The organism is Trueperella sp. LYQ141, assembly GCF_046599555.1.
GTDB lineage: Bacteria > Actinomycetota > Actinomycetes > Actinomycetales > Actinomycetaceae > Trueperella.
This window is the reverse complement of sequence record NZ_JBKIWQ010000001.1, coordinates 188,931-207,693: the sequence shown is the minus strand read 5'-3', so window position 1 is coordinate 207,693 and position 18,763 is coordinate 188,931. Positions and strand designations below refer to the sequence as shown.

General features: G+C 55.1%; 13 protein-coding genes, 1 tRNA gene and 1 other RNA gene. 5 read left to right on the top strand and 10 right to left on the bottom strand.

Annotated elements, in window-relative coordinates; translation table 11 throughout:
- Positions 1–90: 90 nt before the first annotated feature.
- Both ACLHIJ_RS00875 and ACLHIJ_RS00870 read right to left on the bottom strand, forming a co-directional pair.
- Complete coding sequence (locus tag ACLHIJ_RS00875; RefSeq protein ID WP_411298250.1) at positions 91–957, bottom strand: thioredoxin domain-containing protein; 867 nt, start codon at positions 955–957, stop codon at positions 91–93.
- A 217-nt stretch (positions 958–1,174) separates the two neighbouring features.
- Complete coding sequence (locus tag ACLHIJ_RS00870) at positions 1,175–3,367, bottom strand: serine/threonine protein kinase (protein WP_411298384.1); 2,193 nt, start codon at positions 3,365–3,367, stop codon at positions 1,175–1,177.
- A 321-nt stretch (positions 3,368–3,688) separates the two neighbouring features.
- On the opposite strand from ACLHIJ_RS00870, the gene ACLHIJ_RS00865 reads away from it, so the two are divergent.
- Positions 3,689–4,822, top strand: a complete 1,134-nt coding sequence (locus ACLHIJ_RS00865) for an ABC transporter ATP-binding protein (RefSeq protein ID WP_411297518.1) — start codon at positions 3,689–3,691, stop codon at positions 4,820–4,822.
- Between the two features lie 308 nt (positions 4,823–5,130).
- Entirely contained in the window at positions 5,131–6,390 is a 1,260-nt protein-coding gene (locus tag ACLHIJ_RS00860) for a DUF4032 domain-containing protein (RefSeq protein ID WP_411296713.1), read from the top strand.
- 558 nt (positions 6,391–6,948) lie between these two features.
- Here ACLHIJ_RS00860 and ACLHIJ_RS00855 read toward each other — a convergent pair.
- The 5 genes from ACLHIJ_RS00855 to ACLHIJ_RS00835 all read right to left on the bottom strand — a co-directional run bounded on the left by ACLHIJ_RS00855 (position 6,949) and on the right by ACLHIJ_RS00835 (position 13,063).
- A complete protein-coding gene (locus ACLHIJ_RS00855; protein ID WP_411298249.1) occupies positions 6,949–8,007 on the bottom strand; it encodes an aspartate-semialdehyde dehydrogenase in 1,059 nt (352 codons plus the stop codon).
- Positions 8,004–9,278: an aspartate kinase gene (locus tag ACLHIJ_RS00850; protein ID WP_411296711.1), complete on the bottom strand. Its 1,275-nt coding sequence runs from the start codon at positions 9,276–9,278 to the stop codon at positions 8,004–8,006. The genes ACLHIJ_RS00855 and ACLHIJ_RS00850 overlap by 4 nt, the downstream gene beginning before the upstream one ends.
- Positions 9,279–9,342: 64 nt before the next feature.
- Positions 9,343–9,957, bottom strand: a complete 615-nt coding sequence (gene recR, locus ACLHIJ_RS00845) for a recombination mediator RecR (RefSeq protein WP_411298248.1) — start codon at positions 9,955–9,957, stop codon at positions 9,343–9,345.
- The gene (locus ACLHIJ_RS00840) at positions 9,958–10,194 is read right to left on the bottom strand and encodes a hypothetical protein (protein WP_411298247.1); all 237 of its coding nucleotides are present in this window, start codon (positions 10,192–10,194) and stop codon (positions 9,958–9,960) included.
- Positions 10,181–13,063, bottom strand: a complete 2,883-nt coding sequence (locus ACLHIJ_RS00835; protein ID WP_411298246.1) for a DNA polymerase III subunit gamma and tau — start codon at positions 13,061–13,063, stop codon at positions 10,181–10,183. Before ACLHIJ_RS00835 ends, ACLHIJ_RS00840 begins: the two co-directional genes overlap by 14 nt.
- Positions 13,064–13,351: 288 nt before the next feature.
- Here ACLHIJ_RS00835 and ACLHIJ_RS00830 point away from each other — a divergent pair, with 288 nt between their 5' ends.
- Positions 13,352–14,419 (top strand): metal-binding protein ZinT, encoded by a 1,068-nt coding sequence (locus tag ACLHIJ_RS00830; RefSeq protein WP_411296707.1) that lies wholly within the window; start codon positions 13,352–13,354, stop codon positions 14,417–14,419.
- An 847-nt stretch (positions 14,420–15,266) separates the two neighbouring features.
- Here the strand turns inward: ACLHIJ_RS00830 and ACLHIJ_RS00825 are convergent.
- Positions 15,267–15,351, bottom strand: a tRNA-Ser gene (locus tag ACLHIJ_RS00825).
- Between the two features lie 161 nt (positions 15,352–15,512).
- Between ACLHIJ_RS00825 and ffs the strand changes: the two genes are divergently transcribed.
- Positions 15,513–15,608: signal recognition particle sRNA small type (ffs, locus tag ACLHIJ_RS00820), an RNA gene on the top strand.
- Positions 15,609–15,618: 10 nt separating this feature from the next.
- Complete coding sequence (locus ACLHIJ_RS00815) at positions 15,619–16,197, top strand: LytR C-terminal domain-containing protein (protein WP_411298245.1); 579 nt, start codon at positions 15,619–15,621, stop codon at positions 16,195–16,197.
- Between the two features lie 596 nt (positions 16,198–16,793).
- On the opposite strand, the gene ACLHIJ_RS00810 is transcribed toward ACLHIJ_RS00815, so the two are convergent.
- Both ACLHIJ_RS00810 and ACLHIJ_RS00805 read right to left on the bottom strand, forming a co-directional pair.
- A complete protein-coding gene (locus ACLHIJ_RS00810; RefSeq protein ID WP_411298244.1) occupies positions 16,794–17,432 on the bottom strand; it encodes an ASCH domain-containing protein in 639 nt (212 codons plus the stop codon).
- Positions 17,422–18,732 (bottom strand): hypothetical protein, encoded by a 1,311-nt coding sequence (locus tag ACLHIJ_RS00805; protein WP_411296704.1) that lies wholly within the window; start codon positions 18,730–18,732, stop codon positions 17,422–17,424. The genes ACLHIJ_RS00810 and ACLHIJ_RS00805 overlap by 11 nt, the downstream gene beginning before the upstream one ends.
- Positions 18,733–18,763 lie beyond the last annotated feature (31 nt).

Here is an 18,763-nt window from a genome sequence, read left to right as displayed (position 1 = left end):
TTGGCGCGTAGTAGTACCTACTTTGCAGTGTTCACACAAGCGAACGCCTTACCCGACAATTCCTACCCGCGCCGCAGCGCCGCCTTACTCCTACTTTGCTGCCGGCGGAGTCGCCGCTAAGGCCTTATCAATAACCGTCTGCGGGCTCTTGCCATCTTCCAGCCAGGAATCGTCTTTCACGCCGTTAATCTCCAAGGTCGGCGTTGCCGTGTAATCCTTTGCCCGGAACGATTCCGTTGCTTTGACTGCAATATCTTTCCATTCTTGAGAGGCAATCGAGGCCGGCAGATCATTGGCAACCTCTTCAGGCACACCGACTTTAATAGCAATATCGGCATATTCGCTCTTCGGCGGGATGGGCGCATGATTGGCCACCGTCTCAGTACCGCGAGCCATGAGCGCATCCGAGTAGGCCCATGCCTTTTGCGGTGCGTATGTTGCCACATAGAACATGGCCGCCGTCGCGTCATCCGATAATTCGTTACCTAGGGTCGCCACTGGATATAACCGGAAATTCAACTTACCTTGGCTGGCGAGGTCATGGAATTTCTGGCTGTAGCCTTTCTCTAGATTCTGGCAGCCGTGGCAGGTGTAATCCGAATAAATAGAGATCGTATTCAACCCGGAAACTGATACCCCAGCCATTCCATCGGGGCTGACGTCAATCCCGTAATCTTTCGTCACATTCGCCAATTCAGCCGGACGAGCTGACCCATTATACGATCCAAAATCGTCCTCACTTGCGCCAGTATTTTTCGCGAAAATCTGCACAATAACCCCGATAATAACCAGCAGAGCTACCACACATCCGCCGATAACCAGCATCTTGTTGCGCTTGCGTCGTTTTGCTTCCTGCTCACGCAAAATCCGGTTCTTTTCCCGAGCTTGTTCCCGACGTTCTTTCTTCGTTAACGTCTGCGCATTCTTCGACGTATAGGCCGTATTCTGTGTTGCCATCAATCCCTCGTATTCCTAGCATCGATGAATGTGCCCAATAAACCGCGCGACGCAGTATCTCGCACATCCACATGATCGCGATGCACGATGCGGGAAAACATCGCGCAAATCTACCTCCTCACAGCGTACTCGCCTAAATAACCCGTCAGCTAGCATCTGGAACACGATTTTGCCGACAGCGTGCGCCAGGGAGCCGCGTTCGCATAGTTTGGCGTATTTACCGACGCACAACGTCCAACATTGACAGCACTCCCAGACCAGCTACCCCAAGCAGGAAAACACACCAAAATAGCCGGTAGCCGAGGGTCGGGGCAAAGGCTTGACCGATCACTCTCGCTCCGTGTTGCGCACGGTAACTCGTCGGCAGGAACCATCCAAGCAGCATCGTTCCTGCACATATTCCGGCGGTAATGAGTTCTGGATATGACCCCCACGTATCCGCATATCCAGTTAGCCACATTCCACTAAGTAACAGCAGCACTACTGGGATGCTGCGTAACAGTGCCCCGAATAGTGCCGCCGGAACACGCAATATCTTCCGCACCGCACTATGCCGCCCTATCACAGAGCGCCGCCGCAACTCCTCGCGACGTTTCGCGTCCCATTCCCCTACCAGGGCACATAGGAAAAACAATCCGGCACATACTGGCACGACAATCATCGACCAGTGGATCGCAAAAGCAGCCAGCGCTATCCACGTCAGCAATACCAGAAGGCGAACTTTCGCTGGCAGTAAGTCATCATTATGTTCTGACGGCATATCGTTATGCGAAGCAGAATCGGTGGCATACGGGTGAACTGCCGAAATATCCTCCGACGGGGAGTGTGGATAGTGCGCCGCGTATGAGGCAACAGGATAGGGCGAGTTAAGCGCATAGGGCTGGTGCGGGGCATATGCGCGTTGATCCGCAGATCTGTGCGATAACGCATGCGGATCAGCTACCGACGAAGACATCCGATCTGCGGGATACCCCCGCCCATCGGCATACTGTACGGCGGGCAGTTCCTCCGTCCTCGAATCATATTGCCCGTAGCCGTATTCGTCAGAATATTCCTCACCGTATCCACCGCCCTCGTATGCGCCTGCCACCGAATTCACTGGCGTTATTTCGGGACTCCGCTCCGCGCCACTCCCTGCGCCGCTAGCCCGTAAATCAGCCGTATTAATCGCCTGCCCCGAGGAAGTGGCAGCGGGATAGCGCATTGTTGCCCCCGAAGTATCCGCCACTACATCCCTATCGGATTCCAGGAAATACTGCCCGCCATACGCTGCGGTAGCTGCCTCATCATTTATATCTTGCGAATCGCCATTAGCTGGCCAATAGTGCGCTACGCCTTCATCCCACGAGCTTTCATCGTCATAGTCACCATAGGTGCCGGTATAACCATCTGCTGTTTGTTTTGCGCCATACGCTATCGTTTGTGCCGCGCCCTGTGCCATACCATACACGGCTCCCGCATCGCCGGAAGCTACATGCCCGCCACGTGCCGGTGGCACATCCGCAGATGGCATACCCGCTCGCTGTTCCACATCTGTTACCACACGGGTCGGCGGGCAATCATCATGTTGCTCGTATTCCTCACCTACAGCGCCCTCTGCGTTGAGATCCTCAGGAATATACCGGCAATGTTGATTGGCTTGGATAACGTCAAGCAGCTCAGCACAACCGATGCGTCGCTCCACATTCGGATGCAGAGCCTGACGAAACGCCTGAGCAACCGGCTCACATAGACCCGGTAAGGCCGCCTGCCCAGATAACACCCGATGCATAATCGCCGGATGCCCGCCTGTGCCAAAAGGGGCATGCCCAGTTGCCGCAAAGGCAAGCACCGCAGCGAGAGCCCACCAATCCGCTTCCTCGTCAGGTGCCGCGCCGCGAATAACTCGCGGATCACAAAACCCTGGGGTATGGGTAACTGCACCCGTCTGCGTCATCCGCACGTCTTCGCCAAGTTGGGCAATACCAAAATCAATTAAAACCGGCCCCTGTGCACCCATCATGACGTTCGAGGGTTTCAAATCCCGATGTAGTACCCCAACGCGATGAATCGAATCTAGGGCACGCGATAGTTCCTCACCTAGTTCGCATAAATCCTGTGACAGGTAGGGGCCCTGGGCAAATACATCGGCTTCTAGCGTCGGCCCGTCAATGAGTTCTGTGACGATGAAAATGTCATCATCCTCGGTTTCCGCATCGAGCACTGCCGCAACATATTTGCCGCGCGCCCGTTGCAACATCGCGACCTCGCGACGCAAACGCTCTCTCGCACGTGGCTGGGCGGCAATGGCCGGATGGAGCAGCTTAAGGGCAACCAGATTTCCCGCGTCATCGCAGGCCCGATATACGCTGGACATCCCGCCTGCGCCGATCTGCGCCAACAGATGATAGCCCCCTATGCTCTCTCGCATCGCCACGACGCGACCATCCTTTCTGGCATCGCCTCTGCGTATTTCCGTGTTCTTCGCTGCGCTATCTCTTTCCAGGTCCAGGTGTATTCTCGACGCTCTCGGTTCGCACCGAAAACGCAGAATATTCACGCCGTGCCTCTATTGTGCCGCATACTGTGGCACAAACCGCTCCACCTTAAGCCGTAAAGCTATGTTCCTTTCTGAGATATTGTGCGAGAATAAGCGGTAGCGCTACCTGCGCTGTGTCAGAGTCGACACCTACTCGGACACCTTTCACTCGGATCGTCCGGCACGTACCTGCCGGTGAAGGGAGCCATAATCATGGCAACAGTTACATTTGAGAATGCTACGCGCATATACCCTGGAGCGACGACACCGGCGGTTGACGCCCTCAATCTAGAGATTGCTGACGGCGAGTTCCTCGTCCTCGTCGGCCCCTCTGGTTGTGGAAAGTCCACCTCTTTGCGTATGCTCGCTGGCTTGGAAGACGTCAATTCCGGCCGTATTTATATTGGCGATCGCGACGTCACCGATGTGACTCCGAAAGATCGCGATATTGCGATGGTATTCCAAAACTACGCCCTATATCCGCACATGACGGTTGCGGATAACATGGGCTTTGCGCTGAAGATCGCTGGCGAAGATAAGGCCGTTATCCGCGAGCGCGTGGAAGAAGCGGCCCGTATTCTTGATCTGACGCAATACCTCGACCGCAAGCCAAAGGCCCTCTCGGGTGGTCAGCGGCAACGTGTGGCAATGGGTCGCGCAATCGTGCGTAAGCCGCAAGTGTTCCTGATGGATGAACCGCTATCTAACTTGGATGCGAAGCTGCGTGTGCAGACTCGTACCCAGATCGCTTCTCTGCAGCGTTCGCTCGGCGTTACCACCGTGTACGTCACCCACGATCAGACCGAAGCTCTCACGATGGGTGATCGGATTGCGGTACTTAAGGATGGTCTGCTCCAGCAGGTTGCCTCCCCAGCGGAGATGTTCTCGCGTCCGGCTAACGCTTTCGTTGCTGGCTTCATCGGTTCTCCGGCTATGAACCTCGGTACGTGGCGGATTGACGGCAACTCAGCCGTCTTTGGTGACGCCCGTTTCGAGCTGCCGCGTGACGTTCTTGATGCCGCCGGTAAGGACGGCTCGTTGACGATCGGTTTGCGCCCCGAAGCGCTTTCCATCGCTGGTCAGGGTGAAGGCGGGATCCCGGTTAAGGTTACTTTCGTCGAATCTCTTGGATCGGATGCTTACGTCTACGGCACAGTTGTTGGCGGCGAGCGCGAAGATAGCAAGTTCGGTTCCGGCGATGAATCCGAAACCCTCGTTGTGCGAATTGAGCCGTTTAACGTGCCGGCTGCTGGTGAAGTTATTTACCTGCACCCACGCCCGGAGCACACGCACTTCTTCTCCAGCACAACCGGAAACCGTATCGATTCCGCAGTTCAGCACGGATAAGAATAGCGGGCGTTACCTAGCACACTGTGCTCCACACCGTGATCCAGTTGCATACGGTCCGATTGCCATACGGCGCGTATGTGCAAGATCATGCCAGGGGTACAGCGTCATGGATACGCCCAGATAGGCTGTCATGTTAAAGCGGCGTCGGAACGGACGATAGTTCGTTCCGACGCCGCTTCCCGTTCACCAGCTACAATCAGTAGCGTTCCTGGCACGCCCCAGGAACACCCGAGGCTAAGCATCAATTTGCCTGGTCACGCCCACGTTACCCACGTCGGTCGCCATCTCATCGCACGGAGGATCTCATGCATAACCGATCGCTGCAGATTACCTCAGCGGAAGTACGCCCAGCTCTACTCGATTTGCCCTGGGCTATCCCGCTCGACGAGTGGCCCTCCGACGTGATCGCCGCCCTGCCTCGCGGTATTTCTCGCCACATCGTCCGATTCGCATATCTGGACGGGCAAGTTGTTGCCGTCAAAGAAATCGGTGAAGAGGTCGCCCATCACGAATACGAAACACTGCGCGACCTCAACCGACTATCCGCCCCCTGCGTTGAACCACTCGCCGTCATTACTGGCCGCTACGACGCAGCCGGCGAACCACTTAATGCCGTCCTCGTCACTCGTCACCTCTCCTTCTCCATGCCCTATCGCGCCTTATTCGGCAACTCACAAATGCGCACCAAAACCGTTCGCCGACTTATCGACGCCCTAGCTGTACTCATGGTGCGGTTACATCTGCTCGGATTTTTCTGGGGTGACGTCTCCCTATCTAATACCCTGTTCCGCCGTGATGCCAACGAATTTTCGGCATATCTCGTCGATGCGGAAACCGGCGAACTGGAAGAAAATCTCTCACAACGCAAACGTCTGTACGATATTGACGTCGCCCGCACGAATATCATCGGAGAATTGATGGATCTGCAGGCCGGCGAAATCCTCGATCCAGAATACGATGCCATCGCCGTTGGGGATCGTTTCGTTGAGCGCTACCAAGATTTGTGGGCAGAACTGACCGAAGAAGAATCGTTCCAAGCTAGTGAACGGTGGCGCGTCGATGCGCGTATTCGTCGGCTCAATGATCTCGGGTTTGAGGTCGGCGAGCTATCTATGGCTGCCGACATTGACGGCACATCCATCTCCATTCAACCTAAAGTGGTTGACCCTGGGCACTATTCCCGAAAGCTCATGCGGCTGACCGGCCTGGACGTCGGAGAAAAGCAGGCCCGCCGACTCGTCAACGACATGGAATCTTTCCGTATGGTCACCGGCAAATCGAATATCCCGCTGGAGATCGTCGCCCACGAATGGATGATGAACGTCTACGAGCCAACCGTGCAGGCCATCCCCTTTGAGTTACGCAAAAAGCTCCAGCCAGCGCAGTTATTCCACGAACTACTGGAACATCGCTGGTTTATTTCCGAACGTGCCGGCCACGATATTCCCATGATGCCCAATACCGTCGATTCCTACGTTAATGACGTTCTCGCTTACCGACCGGACGAATCCCGCATGATTGGGCGCCCTGCAGGTAGTGATGACGAGGATCTGGACGAAGAATAGCGCAGGATAGTTCCAAAATAAGCTACTACGTGGAACGCTAAACAGAAGCTACTATGCTGGCGTGCCGGGAAAAGCAGGCTGATCTTTGCCCACAACCGGCAGATCTGCCCACACCTATGTATTATGCCTATCTTCCTGTGGTTATCTTCCACGTATATCTTCCTGCGCCTACCTCGTGTTTCCTCCCTCACCTACCCACATATCTACGTTTCTTCCTCCTCACCCGCGTGATCCACGCTTCCCTAGCTGCCGCGACTACCCACAACTGTTCTGCCCCGTGCTATTCACAACGTTTTGATATTTACCTTGCCCGCGAACATCGGATCTAAGACTCGAAAGCTATTGCCATAAAATGCACTTAGAAAGAGAGATCCCGGAGAGCAGACAATACAAACCGCAGCCGAACCCACACAAAAGCAACAAGGCAACAAAGCAGTAGCAACTACCGAAACAACCGAACCCGCCGGATACGCTAGATACCTAAGAGGCGCCGGCGCTAGCGCAACACCATGTACGCCACACGCCAGCGCCTCCTACTAGCTTTCACATATTAACTACTTAGCGTTCGCTCAGCTCCTGGATCAACAGCTCAGCGATTTGCACCGTATTCAGAGCCGCACCCTTACGCAGATTATCCCCAACAACAAACATTGACAGCCCGGCCGCGGGGTTACGAGCCGCATAATTCTGCCGGATACGCCCTACATAACATGCGTCTTGCCCAGCAGCCTGCAAGGGATCAGGCACCTCGACGTACCTCACTCCCGGCGCTTGCCGCAATAACTCAATGGCTCGCTCAACAGAAATTTCGCGCTCAAACTCCGCAGAAATCGACATTGAGTGAGCAGTAAATACCGGCACTCGCACGCACGTCCCTGCAACACGCAGATCAGGAAAATCAAGAATCCGCCGAGACTCATGACGAAGTTTTTGCTCCTCATCCGTCTCTCCTGAGCCGTCCCCTGCGTCATTACCCGCAAACGCAACCACATTAAAAGCAATTGGTGCAACATACGGCTCAGTGTTTTCCGGACGAGGAATCGCCTGCCCATCCACGGCTAAACCTTCTAGCGCATCACCGGCAGCCACCGCCGCACGAGACTGCTCAACCAACGCCTGCACCCCCGCACGCCCCGAACCAGACACCGCCTGATAAGAGGAAACCACCAGGCTCGACAACCCAGCTTCATCCGATAAAACTTTCAAAATCGGCATAGCCGCCATCGTGGTGCAGTTCGGATTGGCAATAATCCCTCGTGGCCGATCCCGTAATGCCTGCGGGTTCACCTCACTGACCACCAGCGGAACCTGCGGATCTTTCCGCCATGCCGAAGAATTATCAATGACGACAGCCCCCGCCGCTGCAAATCGGGGAGCATATTCCCGTGAAACGCTGGCGCCAGCCGAAAAAATTGCAATATCAATACCGGCGAAATCTGCCTGGGCAAGATCCTCAACGCAGACCTGTTCACCACGGAAGGGTAGCGTCATCCCAGCTGAACGCGCAGAGGAAAAGAACCGCACCGCATCTACTGGCGTTGCGCGTTCCTCCACTAAATTACGTACAACCCGCCCAACCTGGCCGGTCGCCCCAACAATAGCTAACGTTATGCTCATCTCCCCGTTCCTCCGTACACGATCGCTTCCCCGTCCACATCCAAATCAAACGCCGCATGAACGACCCGAATAGCCTGCGCAATATCCTCTGCATCCAACACAACCGAGATACGGATCTCTGAGGTGGAGATCATGTCAATATTGATTCCCGCGTCAGCCAGGGCTGCGAAGAATTTAGCGGTCACTCCTGGATGAGAACGCATGCCGGTACCGACCAGCGATAAGATACCAACCCCGTCATCTTGAATAATGCTGCGGAAGCCCAACTCCTCCTGGCGCGATTCGAGCGCCCGGACCGTCTTTTTCACATCAGAAATCGGCAAGGTGAAAGAGATATTGGCATGACCCGGCTGGTTAATCGGCACGTTTTGCACGATCATGTCGATTGACGATCCCGCGTCAGCCACCACGTTAAAAACCCGCGCCGCCGCCCCAGGCTCATCTGGGATACCTGTAATCGAGATCTTGGCTTGCGAGGTGTCATGGCTGATGCCAGAAATCGTCGGGGATTCATTATCCCCCTCCCACCGACTGCGGGTAACTTCATCCACGATCCAGGTTCCTTCCTTATCTGAAAATGACGAGCGCACGTGCAAGGGAACATGAAACCGACGAGCATACTCAACTGCCCGCAAGTGCAAAATCTTTGTGCCATGTGCTGCCATCTCTAGCGTCTCTTCATAGGTCAAGGCGCTAGCTTTACGGGCAGTCGTACATACGCGCGGATCAGCGGTAAATACACCATCAACATCCGAGTAAATTTCACAGACATCTGCCCGCAAGGCCGCCGCGAAAGCCACTGCCGTCGTATCTGACCCACCACGCCCTAAAGTCGTCACATCGTTATCGCGGTTAACCCCCTGGAAACCAGCGATAATGGCGATCTCCCCGGCCTGAATGGTTCGAGCAATACGCTCTGGGACAACCCCGACGATAGAGGCCGCGCCATACATGTTATCCGTATGCAGACCCGCCTGCTGCCCAGTGTATGCGTGGGCGGTCACCCCTAAATCTGTGACCGCCATAGCCAGCAGCGCCATCGAGATACGCTCTCCTGCCGTCAGCAAAACGTCCATCTCTCGGGCGGAAGGCTCACTCGAAACAGATGCGGCAAGATCAATAAGATCATCTGTAGTATCGCCCATCGCCGAGACGATCACGACGACGTTATTGCCCGCGCGGTATGTATCAACTATCCGCCGAGCGACGCGCTTAATGCCAGCTGCATCCGCAACCGATGATCCGCCGAACTTTTGAACAATGAGTGTCACTGTCTCGTCTCCTTCAATGGTTATCCCATCGTAAAGGAAAGTCGCAACCGCAGTTTGCGGCTGTTCACTGTATGGGCGTTATCCGCTGCCGACCCGCTAAAGCTCGTGAGATCGTCACTTCATCGGCATACTCTAAATCGCCGCCAACGGGCAACCCAGAGGCGAGGCGCGATACCGTCACTCCCATATTGGCCAAATTCAAAGAGAGATAGGTTGCCGTGGCTTCACCTTCGATATTCGGATCCATCGCCAAAATAATCTCTTCGACTTCCCCGCTCGCCAATCGCGCATACAGTTCTCGAATACGCAGATCCTGCGGGCCAACCCCGCCAATTGGATCAATCGCCCCGCCGAGCACATGATAGCGGCCACGATATTCCCGCGAACGTTCAATCGCCACAATGTCTTTTGCTTCTTCCACGACGCAGATAACTGATCCTACTCGCCGCGGATCAGAGCAGATTCGGCATAGCTCATCTTCGGTGACGTTCCCACACACCGCGCAGAATCGCACCTTTTCTTTGACTGCCTGCAGCGCCTCCACTAAGGCCTGCACCTCAGCTTCGTCTGCCTCCAACAGATAAAACGCAATGCGCTGAGCGCTTTTTGGTCCGACGCCGGGCAAGCGACCTAGCTCGTCAATCAAAGCCTGGACAGCGCCGTCGTAGATTCCTGCCATTTATTTGCTCTTTCTGTTGTGAACCATGTAGCTGCCTAGCGCCTGCCACGCTACCCGCATATGTGGTGCTGTTACCTGCCAGCTTTGGCGGGTTTCCGCTCCCTTATCGCTCTTCGCGCCGGTGAGTATTGGGCAATATCTGCCAGCCGTTGACCGCGATAACACGGCTGGAGAAAACTGCCAATTATTGCCGGTGGTACTGCCAGCGATATTCCCCGCATTATTACGACGTGCCATCGCCGCCCTCATGACGTTCGTCGATCACTACCGCGCCGAACTTTTCCATAATGACGTTGACTCCAGCAAGGTCAGAATGGGCAATCAGCGGATCCGCATCCGAGATTTCCTCTTCCTCGTCAAGGAAAACCGGCTCCTCTTCCAGCGGTGAGCTATATGCAGACGCATCATCGTGCACAGGTATTTCCTGGGCGGGGCGAATTGCGTCTATCTGCTGGCGAATATTAGATACGGCGGAAGGGGCTCCAGCACTGACGAAATCCGCCGGAAGATCCACTGGCGGCAAATCCGGGAAGGTATCTATTGAATAATCCTCCTCGAACCTCGCCGCACCCGATGGTGTAGAAGATCCCGCAGATCGTGGCATATCATCCACCGCCGAATCTGATACCTGAGCCAGCTTCCCCATAGATTTCTCGTGATTCTCTGGCACTGCTACTGGGTATGAGGTGATCGACTCATCTACTGACATGCCCTTTGCTGCTGGTGCCGCTGCTGCCTGGCTGGCAGACTGTGCGGCAGTGGCGTCACCCCCTACTGTTAGCGCGGAAGGCGCCTCCCCACCTATTTTCACTTCAGGCAGGCGGGAAGCATCCGCGGTATCCCCTGGCAATCGTGCGGGCATATCGCCGAACTCATGGAACGATCCTCGTGCCACATCGCCATCTTCGCGAACATCTGCCGCAGCTGAGTCGAATGAGCCGCTATTTTTGCCGGAGGCCCCGAAATTGCGCCCATTGCCTCCTTGGCTCGACACCGCCGCGCCCTGCGCGGCGCTAACTTTTGGGGAGGCGCCATTGCGTGGTGGCGTTTCGGATTGACTCCCACCCGGCGTATGCGGTTGTGGCTTAGGCTGGGCCGGACGCTCCGTCGGTGCGCCTACATGCCCGGTAATTCGCACCGAAATACCGCAGTGCTGTGCAATAACGTGGGCTATGGCCTCGGCTTTACTCGGCAGTTGCCGCAGCAGACCTTCCGATTCAAAACCGAGCACTAAAGCTCCATCTGCAAGCGACAATGGCCCCGTGGAATTTTGCAAAAATCCTCGCACCGACGGGCGCAGCATAGGAGATTCGCAGATTTGCCGCCATTGGGCAGCGATCTGCGCCACGTGATCAAGTGGAGCTTCCTGCGGTGAATCCTGTGGCTCTTCCACCTCGGGCTCATGCCCTGATTGCACTGCGCTAGCCTGAGCGTTTTCGTTCTCTACCGCCACAGCGGAAGGCCTGCTATGCGGGTCTTGTTGACCTTGAGCTTCCTCAGGTTTTTGGCGGGGCCGAGCAGTATCCGTAGCCGCGTTAGTCACCTCAACTGGTCTGCTCTCCGTGTCACCTTTCGGGTGCGCTAGCGCGGATGTATCCGTTTCTGCCATCGGTGGCATACTCGGCATGGGGCGATGATTCGGGTCAGTGTTGCTCATCTTTCGCGAAGCCGCGGCCATATCAGGCCTGTTATGCTCCGTCGTTTTTCTGCTCTGCATACCCGAAAGTGCGGAGTTTTCTGGCGCTGGTGCTCCTGTCGCGGCTGCCGGATTGCTCTCCAGGTCCGTTCCCTTGCCTGGCTTCTGCGGTGCTAGCTGCGCGGGATTATGCGCATTGCTCCCGCCATTTGCCTCAGAGCGCTGATTTTGAGAGGTTTCCCGCTGCGCATTAACGAATTGCGCAAGCCGCTGTGCCGTCTGCGCAGAGGGGCCTCCCGTCGCTTCTCCACTGGGATTGGAGAATTCTGCCGCAGTTTTACCCTCAGAAGCACGTCCAGTTTCGCCACGCGGATCACCCACAATGATTCGAGCGCATAGCAATTCAAGCTGTAATCGTGGGGCGGTGGCGCCAACCATATCCGCTAAGGCCCGATGCGTCAGATCGGCATAATAGGAGGCTCGTTGTGCTCCAAGGTGGTTAGCTTGGAGCACCATTCGACCATATTGATCTTCCGGAACTGATACAAAGACGTCTTTCGCCGAATCTCCAGCGAGGGAAATAATGACGAGATCGCGCAGGCGTTGTAGTAAATCTTCCACAAAACGACGCGGATCGTGACCGGATTTTACGAGCGAATCAACAACGGCAAATAGCCCGCTGCCATTGCGCGCGATAATGGCCTCCAACGCCTCATCGAGAAGCGCTGCCGAGGTGTATCCCAAAAGCGCAACAGCCCGCTCATAATCAATAACCGAACCTTCCGACCCGCCGATGATCTGGTCCAGCACGGAAAGGGTATCGCGAACCGATCCGGTTCCCGCCCGAACAACCAGGGATAAGACGTCTTTACCGGCGGTTACCCCTTCGGTATCGCATAACTGCGCCAAGTAGTTTTCGAGTTCATTGGGCGGAACAAGGCGGAATGGGTAGTGATGCGTGCGCGAGCGAATCGTCCCGATCACTTTTTCCGGCTCTGTCGTCGCGAAAATAAACTTCACGTGTTCTGGGGGTTCTTCCACTAATTTCAATAGCGCGTTAAATCCCTGGTTCGTCACCATATGCGCTTCGTCAATAATGAAGATCTTGAAACGATCCCGTGCAGGCGCAAATGCGGCTTGTTCTCGCAGGTCACGGGCATCGTCAACGCCACCATGCGAGGCGGCATCGAGTTCAACCACGTCAAGGGAGCCTGAACCATCTCGGGATAGTTCTCGGCATGAATCGCACACACCGCAGGGGGTTGCCGTCGGGTACTCCACACAGTTCAAACAGCGGGCCAGGATTCGGGCAGACGTGGTTTTCCCACAGCCGCGCGGCCCTGAGAAGAGATATGCGTGCGCGGTGCGCCCACCATCGAGAGCTGCCATCAGAGGTTTGACAACATGATCTTGCCCGATGACCTCATGGAAACTTTGCGGGCGATAACGGCGATACAGTGCGATACTCACGCCCTCTAGTCTACGTGCTCATGCCCGAAGTTTTCTGTGCCGAGCACGTCACCTGTTCATAATCACTACCTGATCGCCAACCGCGTATCTTTTTCGCCAGACGGCACCCCAATTGGGGAATACGGCATAACGACGAGCCCGGCTAAGGCATCGAACGTGGAGCGAAGAGGGTGGCGACCGATAACACTCATGCTGAGATCAAGCTAACAGCACTCATACTATGCTCAATTTGTTAACAATTTTGAGAATCATTATCATTTAGGGGTTGATTGCACAGAAAGGTCACACATGAAAGCCCATAAAATTCTGGCCCTGCTCGCGCTAACCGGCATGGCACTGGCTGGCTGCTCCGATAGCACCACCTCAGAATCCACCACATCCACACCGTCATCCACACAAAATGCACAGGCGAAAGACGCCAAAGACAGCACAAAAGAAAACCACGTCGCCTACTACGCCGACTATCAACTTGAGGCCGCCACCTATCACATCGAATTCGGCCACACGCACGAAAAGTTCATGCGCATAGCATTCGTCCCCACCGAGGGAGTAACCGATCTGATGGCTGCCGGAAAAGCCGCGCTCAACACCAACGAGACAACGGTTGAACAAAAGCAAACCGTGACGATTACGCCAAACAACGTCTACTACGTCAAGATGGGGCACTACAGCGGGCGCGTCGATTTCACTGTTCCCTCCGCTGGAAAATGGGCAGTATTTGCCGATATTGCACCTGGCAATGCCTTACCGTGGAAACTTCGCAACGCAGCCGACGAGCCCGTCGCACCGATCACAGAACGAGTCCTCGACAACTCCACAAACGATATTTACGACGGATACTTTGAGAACTCACAAGTCAAAGACCGCGAGCTCAGTGATTACGCCGGAAACTGGCAATCAGTCTATCCCCTACTCCAAGATGGCAGCCTCGACAAAGTCATGGCTCACAAAGCCGAATCAGGAAAAAAGACGAAAGAAGAGTGGACCGCCTACTACGAGACTGGCTACCGCACCGATATAGAAAAGATTGATATTGCTGGCAATGAGATGTCATTTACCAAGAACGGGCAGACCGCCAAAGCCACCTACGCCTACGAGCGCTACGAAATCCTGACCTACCAGAAAGGCAATCGCGGCGTGCGCTTCCTATTCACCAAGCAATCTGGCGATGAAGCTGCCCCCAAGTTCGTACAATTCTCCGACCACAACATCTTCCCGGTCAAAGCCTCACATTTCCATATCTACATGGGGAACACGTCACATGAAGAGCTGCTCAAAGAGATGGATAACTGGCCTACCTACTATCCGGCGTCACTGACGAAAGATGAAATCGTTGAAGAGATGATGGGGCACTAATCTGCGCTATCCAGCTTTCAACACGTTTTACTCCTAATCCTCCTCTCACACCCAATGAAGTGGGCTGACGAACCTCCTCGTCGGCCCACTTCTCTCATCTCATATATGCACCCGTGCGATATACGCCCTGCATTATGCGAATATCAATACCCTTACAGCCAATACACAGAGCCAGGATCAGGCAAACACCCTCGCAAAAAAGGCGTTTGATGGGCAGACAGCGGGGCAGCCTGCTCAACGCCTCATACCTAAGCCACACCGCACCTCACACAGCTCACCAGCGCTTGCTTAACCGTCTAGTACACTGCCGCTGCGCCTGCTGACACGCACAGCCAGCCACACAGCGCATAGATGAGGGCATCCCCCCCCCCCAAAAAAATATTTGCTTCGTTCTTATCTACTTCCGCTACCAGCCAGCCGCACGCCCAGCATTTCACAGTCATTACATATACCGGCTTGTCATTACCTTGTAGCACGCCAACTATGCCCCGCTTCTCCCTGCTATCACGCCGAAATCCCAGAAAATCACAACATGTTTTGCCTATCACTCATAGGTGACAGCACTAAATTACAGCCCGACTTTCCCGCGTTAGGACACTGAAAACACCGGAGAGGAGCATGTTCTCCCCATAACCCACATATTCTGCCGGTGTAACCCCATATTCTGTTCGCTAACCTAATATCCCAACAACACAGATCAGAGCAATATGGCCTGCACGATAGCCGTATAGTCCAATCCGCCGCCTATAACACCATATCTTTTTGGGTACACCTGCCAGCTATCCAACTTTTCAGCTTCATAGCAACGAAAAACCCCTCCCGATCTACTCGGAAGGGGTAACATTCGCGGAGGATGGGGGATTTGAACCCCCGAGGGCGTTAACCCAACACGCGTTCCAAGCGTGCGCCATAGGCCGCTAGGCGAATCCTCCTTAGCCAGCTATCTGACACGCAGAAAACCTGACAGTGCTTAATCTTACGGAATTCCGGCCACGATAGGAAATTTATACGCCACTTTTTTGGTGCGATCAGTCTCAGTAGCAACCCTAAATCCATATCTCGACACGTATTCCCTGACTCGTGGTACACTCGAACAGACTCCCCACGTGGCGTTATCTTGAGGAATCCCCCAGGGCAGGAATGCAGCAAGGGTACTTGAGCTCTAGCGGGTGCGTGGGGCGTCCTGTTAGATTAGGGTCGTGAACTCAAATGCTCGCGCAGAATATCGCAAACGAACCCAGCAACGCCAGACGGTCATTTTCGGATCAATGGTCCTCATCATGGCCGCACTCCTCATCCTTGGCTCATTAGTCTGGTTAAACGTCATCCCCTTCCCGTTCAATCGTGATTTCTCCCGAGCACCTGACACCTCACAGGTTGTCTGCCCCACCGACGCTAACGCCAGCCCCTCGCCGACGAACGAGATCACCGTTTCGGTTTACAATGCCACCGAAACGACCGGATTAGCGAAATCCGTCGCCGAATCCCTGGGATCTATCGGCATTAAAGTACGCGAGACGGGAAACTGGTCCACAGAGAATTTCTCAGAGGCCGTTCGGATCTACACCTCCCCAGAGGGAATCAACGACGCCTACACCATGCGCGCATATTTCGATAGCTCGTCGGTGCATATCGATCCGAATATCGCAGATAAATCCGTATCCATCGTCCTCGGTTCGCACTACCAAAACGTCAATCTAAAGCCAACTCCCGAACAGATTACCGCTGCTATGCATGCTGACGGGGATTGCGTAGACGTCAGCGATTTTACTGATTAACCCTGAGTCACAATCACCGCACTGAACGCTCAGTTTTATTTACGCTCGGGTTACTCTGCTCAGAAAACCGCTCGCGTAGTTATTAGCGCGAATATTTCAACACCGTTTTCGGGAAAACCGACGGGAAACCCTAAAGACGAAAAGCCCTACAGAAAACACGCGAACATTACCTGGGGGGGGCAAACCAGCTAGCCGCCCCGCTGCCCCGTTCTAGCTAACCGCCCGCCAGGATAGCAAAACAGCCAAGCACGCCTACTAACTGGCAAATGGCATCCAGCAAAAGCGGGTTAAAGCCAAAAACAGCCCCACGAGGCACTTCTTCTACCGCCCCGCCAACCAAGTGCTGTGCCTACCCAAGGGCAGATATATTCCCAATGAGCAACTACACCCCAACGAGTGTCTCCGCTTTCACCATGGCAGAAAATAGGAAAGCAGAACACAGAGCGCCGCTCCCGCACGGAAGATCCTCTTTGCCTGCGTGCGCAAACGATGACCTAAGGCATTCTTCCGTCCTTTTTTCTCTCCCCCCCCCAGATTCCCTAGAAGCAAGGAAAACTACGCAAAGTTTGTAAAAACGGAAGCGAACACGAGTGCTTTTATAGCGCTTCCTCGCAGCCTGCTGGCAGCTTCGAGGGCAAAGGCGTATGCGTAGGTGTAGGCGTAGCTGTTGCCGTTTCGCCAGCATCTGAGCTCGAAGGAATATGCGCATCGGAGGCGTAGAGCAGGCGGAAGAATTCCACAATCACATTCTCCTGGGGATCAAACTCAATCCCTAAGGACTGCGCTTCCTCGCGAAAGATTTGCTCATGGTCAGCCTGCCACTTCGGCAAATCCCCTTCCCCTTCAGCCTCAGCAATATCTGCACCGACGTCACAAAACGGAATACGGCGCACGTCCACATTGCGAATTAACGCCCGAGGATACCCCCGACCATCGCACACAATCCACAATTCACCGATACTCGGCAGGCTCTCACCGGCCGCCATATACGAAGGCTCGTAACTTGAGGTTGCACGCTTGGCGCCCGAAACAATCAATTCCGCCAACTCATCGGCAAGCTGCGGAGTATCGCCCAAACTAAAAGACCCTGGGCGCAGCGAGGTCTCATCTACTTGCCCGCCAACGCTTTCAATCGGGTAAAGACGCCCAGCATTTATTGCATGTGCCCAAAAAGAATCCAACGCCGCATCAATATCGAGAGGCTCGGCTACCTCATAGTTTTCTTCACTCACCATATTCTCCCCAATTGCGCGTCATCTTCCACATATCAATCTCCTGCTGGCGGTGATTCATCACCTGGGCCGCATAGGAGGTTGTCAGGATTCGAATCATGCCGGAAAACAAGGTCGCCCCGCCAAGTGCCGTCACTAAACGCCACGGCTTGCCCGCTTCTGCGCGCTGATATCCCGCCGTCAATAATGCCCCGCCTAAAGCTGACTGCGCAGCAGAGAAAAGCGAGACCGCCCACGGACGCTCCAAATAAATTTTGCGATATGCACCCATGACCATCGGCTCAACAAAGCCCTCACCGGCGAGCTCCCATGCCAGGCGATCATTAAATGCCGCTCCCGTGGTTTCCGGCGCAAAAAGCCGCGCGCTGGGGATAGCCGTCAACGGCAGTTCTCCAGCCAAAACTAGAGCAACCTCTGAGGGCAATCCCAGGGCTTGCACAAAACGTTCCAACGCCACCCGCGGAGAGCTCAATAACGCCGCCCGCACATCAGCAAAACGCGCCCCGATGACGTCGGCAACCGCCGCCCGGGCCATCGCGCCAGCGCCCGTCTCATCAACCACAAACTCATACGCATCGGTACCTGGGGTTATCCAGGTAAAAACCGGCAACTCACCCGTCCAATCCCAGGTGCGGGTAAGAGTATCGCGCCGCACGCTCATCAACGGAACATCATCACCACACCCAGGGCGAATCACAATCTGGAAAGACGGACGCGGAAACACTCGCCGCATTGCATCTAGCGGAGACTGGGCGATCAGCACTAACGCATCCCCCAGCTTCAACACCGCCACCTCAGCTTTGTCAGACTTAGCCAGCGCCGGAACCTCTGAGAGCGGCAGATCCGCTATCATCATCATCGGACCAGGCCGGTCGAATAACTCCTGATCGGCTTCTTCTTCGGCACTCTCCTCAGGCTGTTCATCCGAGATCGACACAGGCACCGACGCCAGGGCATCATCGTCTGAAAAGAGATCATCACCGACGTCAACTGCGCCAATATCCAGTGGACCATGAGCAACTTCGCCATCTAATTCCACTTCGACTTTGCGCAGCCGCGAGCGCATCTCCTCCACCAGTTCCCCGACGGTTCGCCCGCGAAAAACCGTGCCTTTATCATCGAGGGTTGCCACTCGGCGACGGCGCCCTGCCATCGCCACTTCAAAAGTGAAATCTCCTGACTCATCCGCCGCGCCACGACCAAGCACGCGTTCCTCTGCGAAGAACGCATTAATATCGTCAACCGTCACGATGTCCCGATCAAGACGTTGGATGTGTCCGCGTACTGTTCGCCACGACGTCATGGTGCATCCGCCTCCTATCGAATCGGCGGCG

Coding starts and splice junctions, on each gene's coding strand:
- ACLHIJ_RS00875 (WP_411298250.1), bottom strand. CDS start 957: ATGGCAACACAGAATACGGCCTATACGTCGAAGAATGCGCAGACGTTA.
- ACLHIJ_RS00870 (WP_411298384.1), bottom strand. CDS start 3,367: ATGCGAGAGAGCATAGGGGGCTATCATCTGTTGGCGCAGATCGGCGCA.
- ACLHIJ_RS00865 (WP_411297518.1), top strand. CDS start 3,689: ATGGCAACAGTTACATTTGAGAATGCTACGCGCATATACCCTGGAGCG.
- ACLHIJ_RS00860 (WP_411296713.1), top strand. CDS start 5,131: ATGCATAACCGATCGCTGCAGATTACCTCAGCGGAAGTACGCCCAGCT.
- ACLHIJ_RS00855 (WP_411298249.1), bottom strand. CDS start 8,007: ATGAGCATAACGTTAGCTATTGTTGGGGCGACCGGCCAGGTTGGGCGG.
- recR (WP_411298248.1), bottom strand. CDS start 9,957: ATGGCAGGAATCTACGACGGCGCTGTCCAGGCTTTGATTGACGAGCTA.
- ACLHIJ_RS00840 (WP_411298247.1), bottom strand. CDS start 10,194: ATGGCACGTCGTAATAATGCGGGGAATATCGCTGGCAGTACCACCGGC.
- ACLHIJ_RS00830 (WP_411296707.1), top strand. CDS start 13,352: ATGAAAGCCCATAAAATTCTGGCCCTGCTCGCGCTAACCGGCATGGCA.
- ACLHIJ_RS00810 (WP_411298244.1), bottom strand. CDS start 17,432: ATGGTGAGTGAAGAAAACTATGAGGTAGCCGAGCCTCTCGATATTGAT.
- ACLHIJ_RS00805 (WP_411296704.1), bottom strand. CDS start 18,732: ATGACGTCGTGGCGAACAGTACGCGGACACATCCAACGTCTTGATCGG.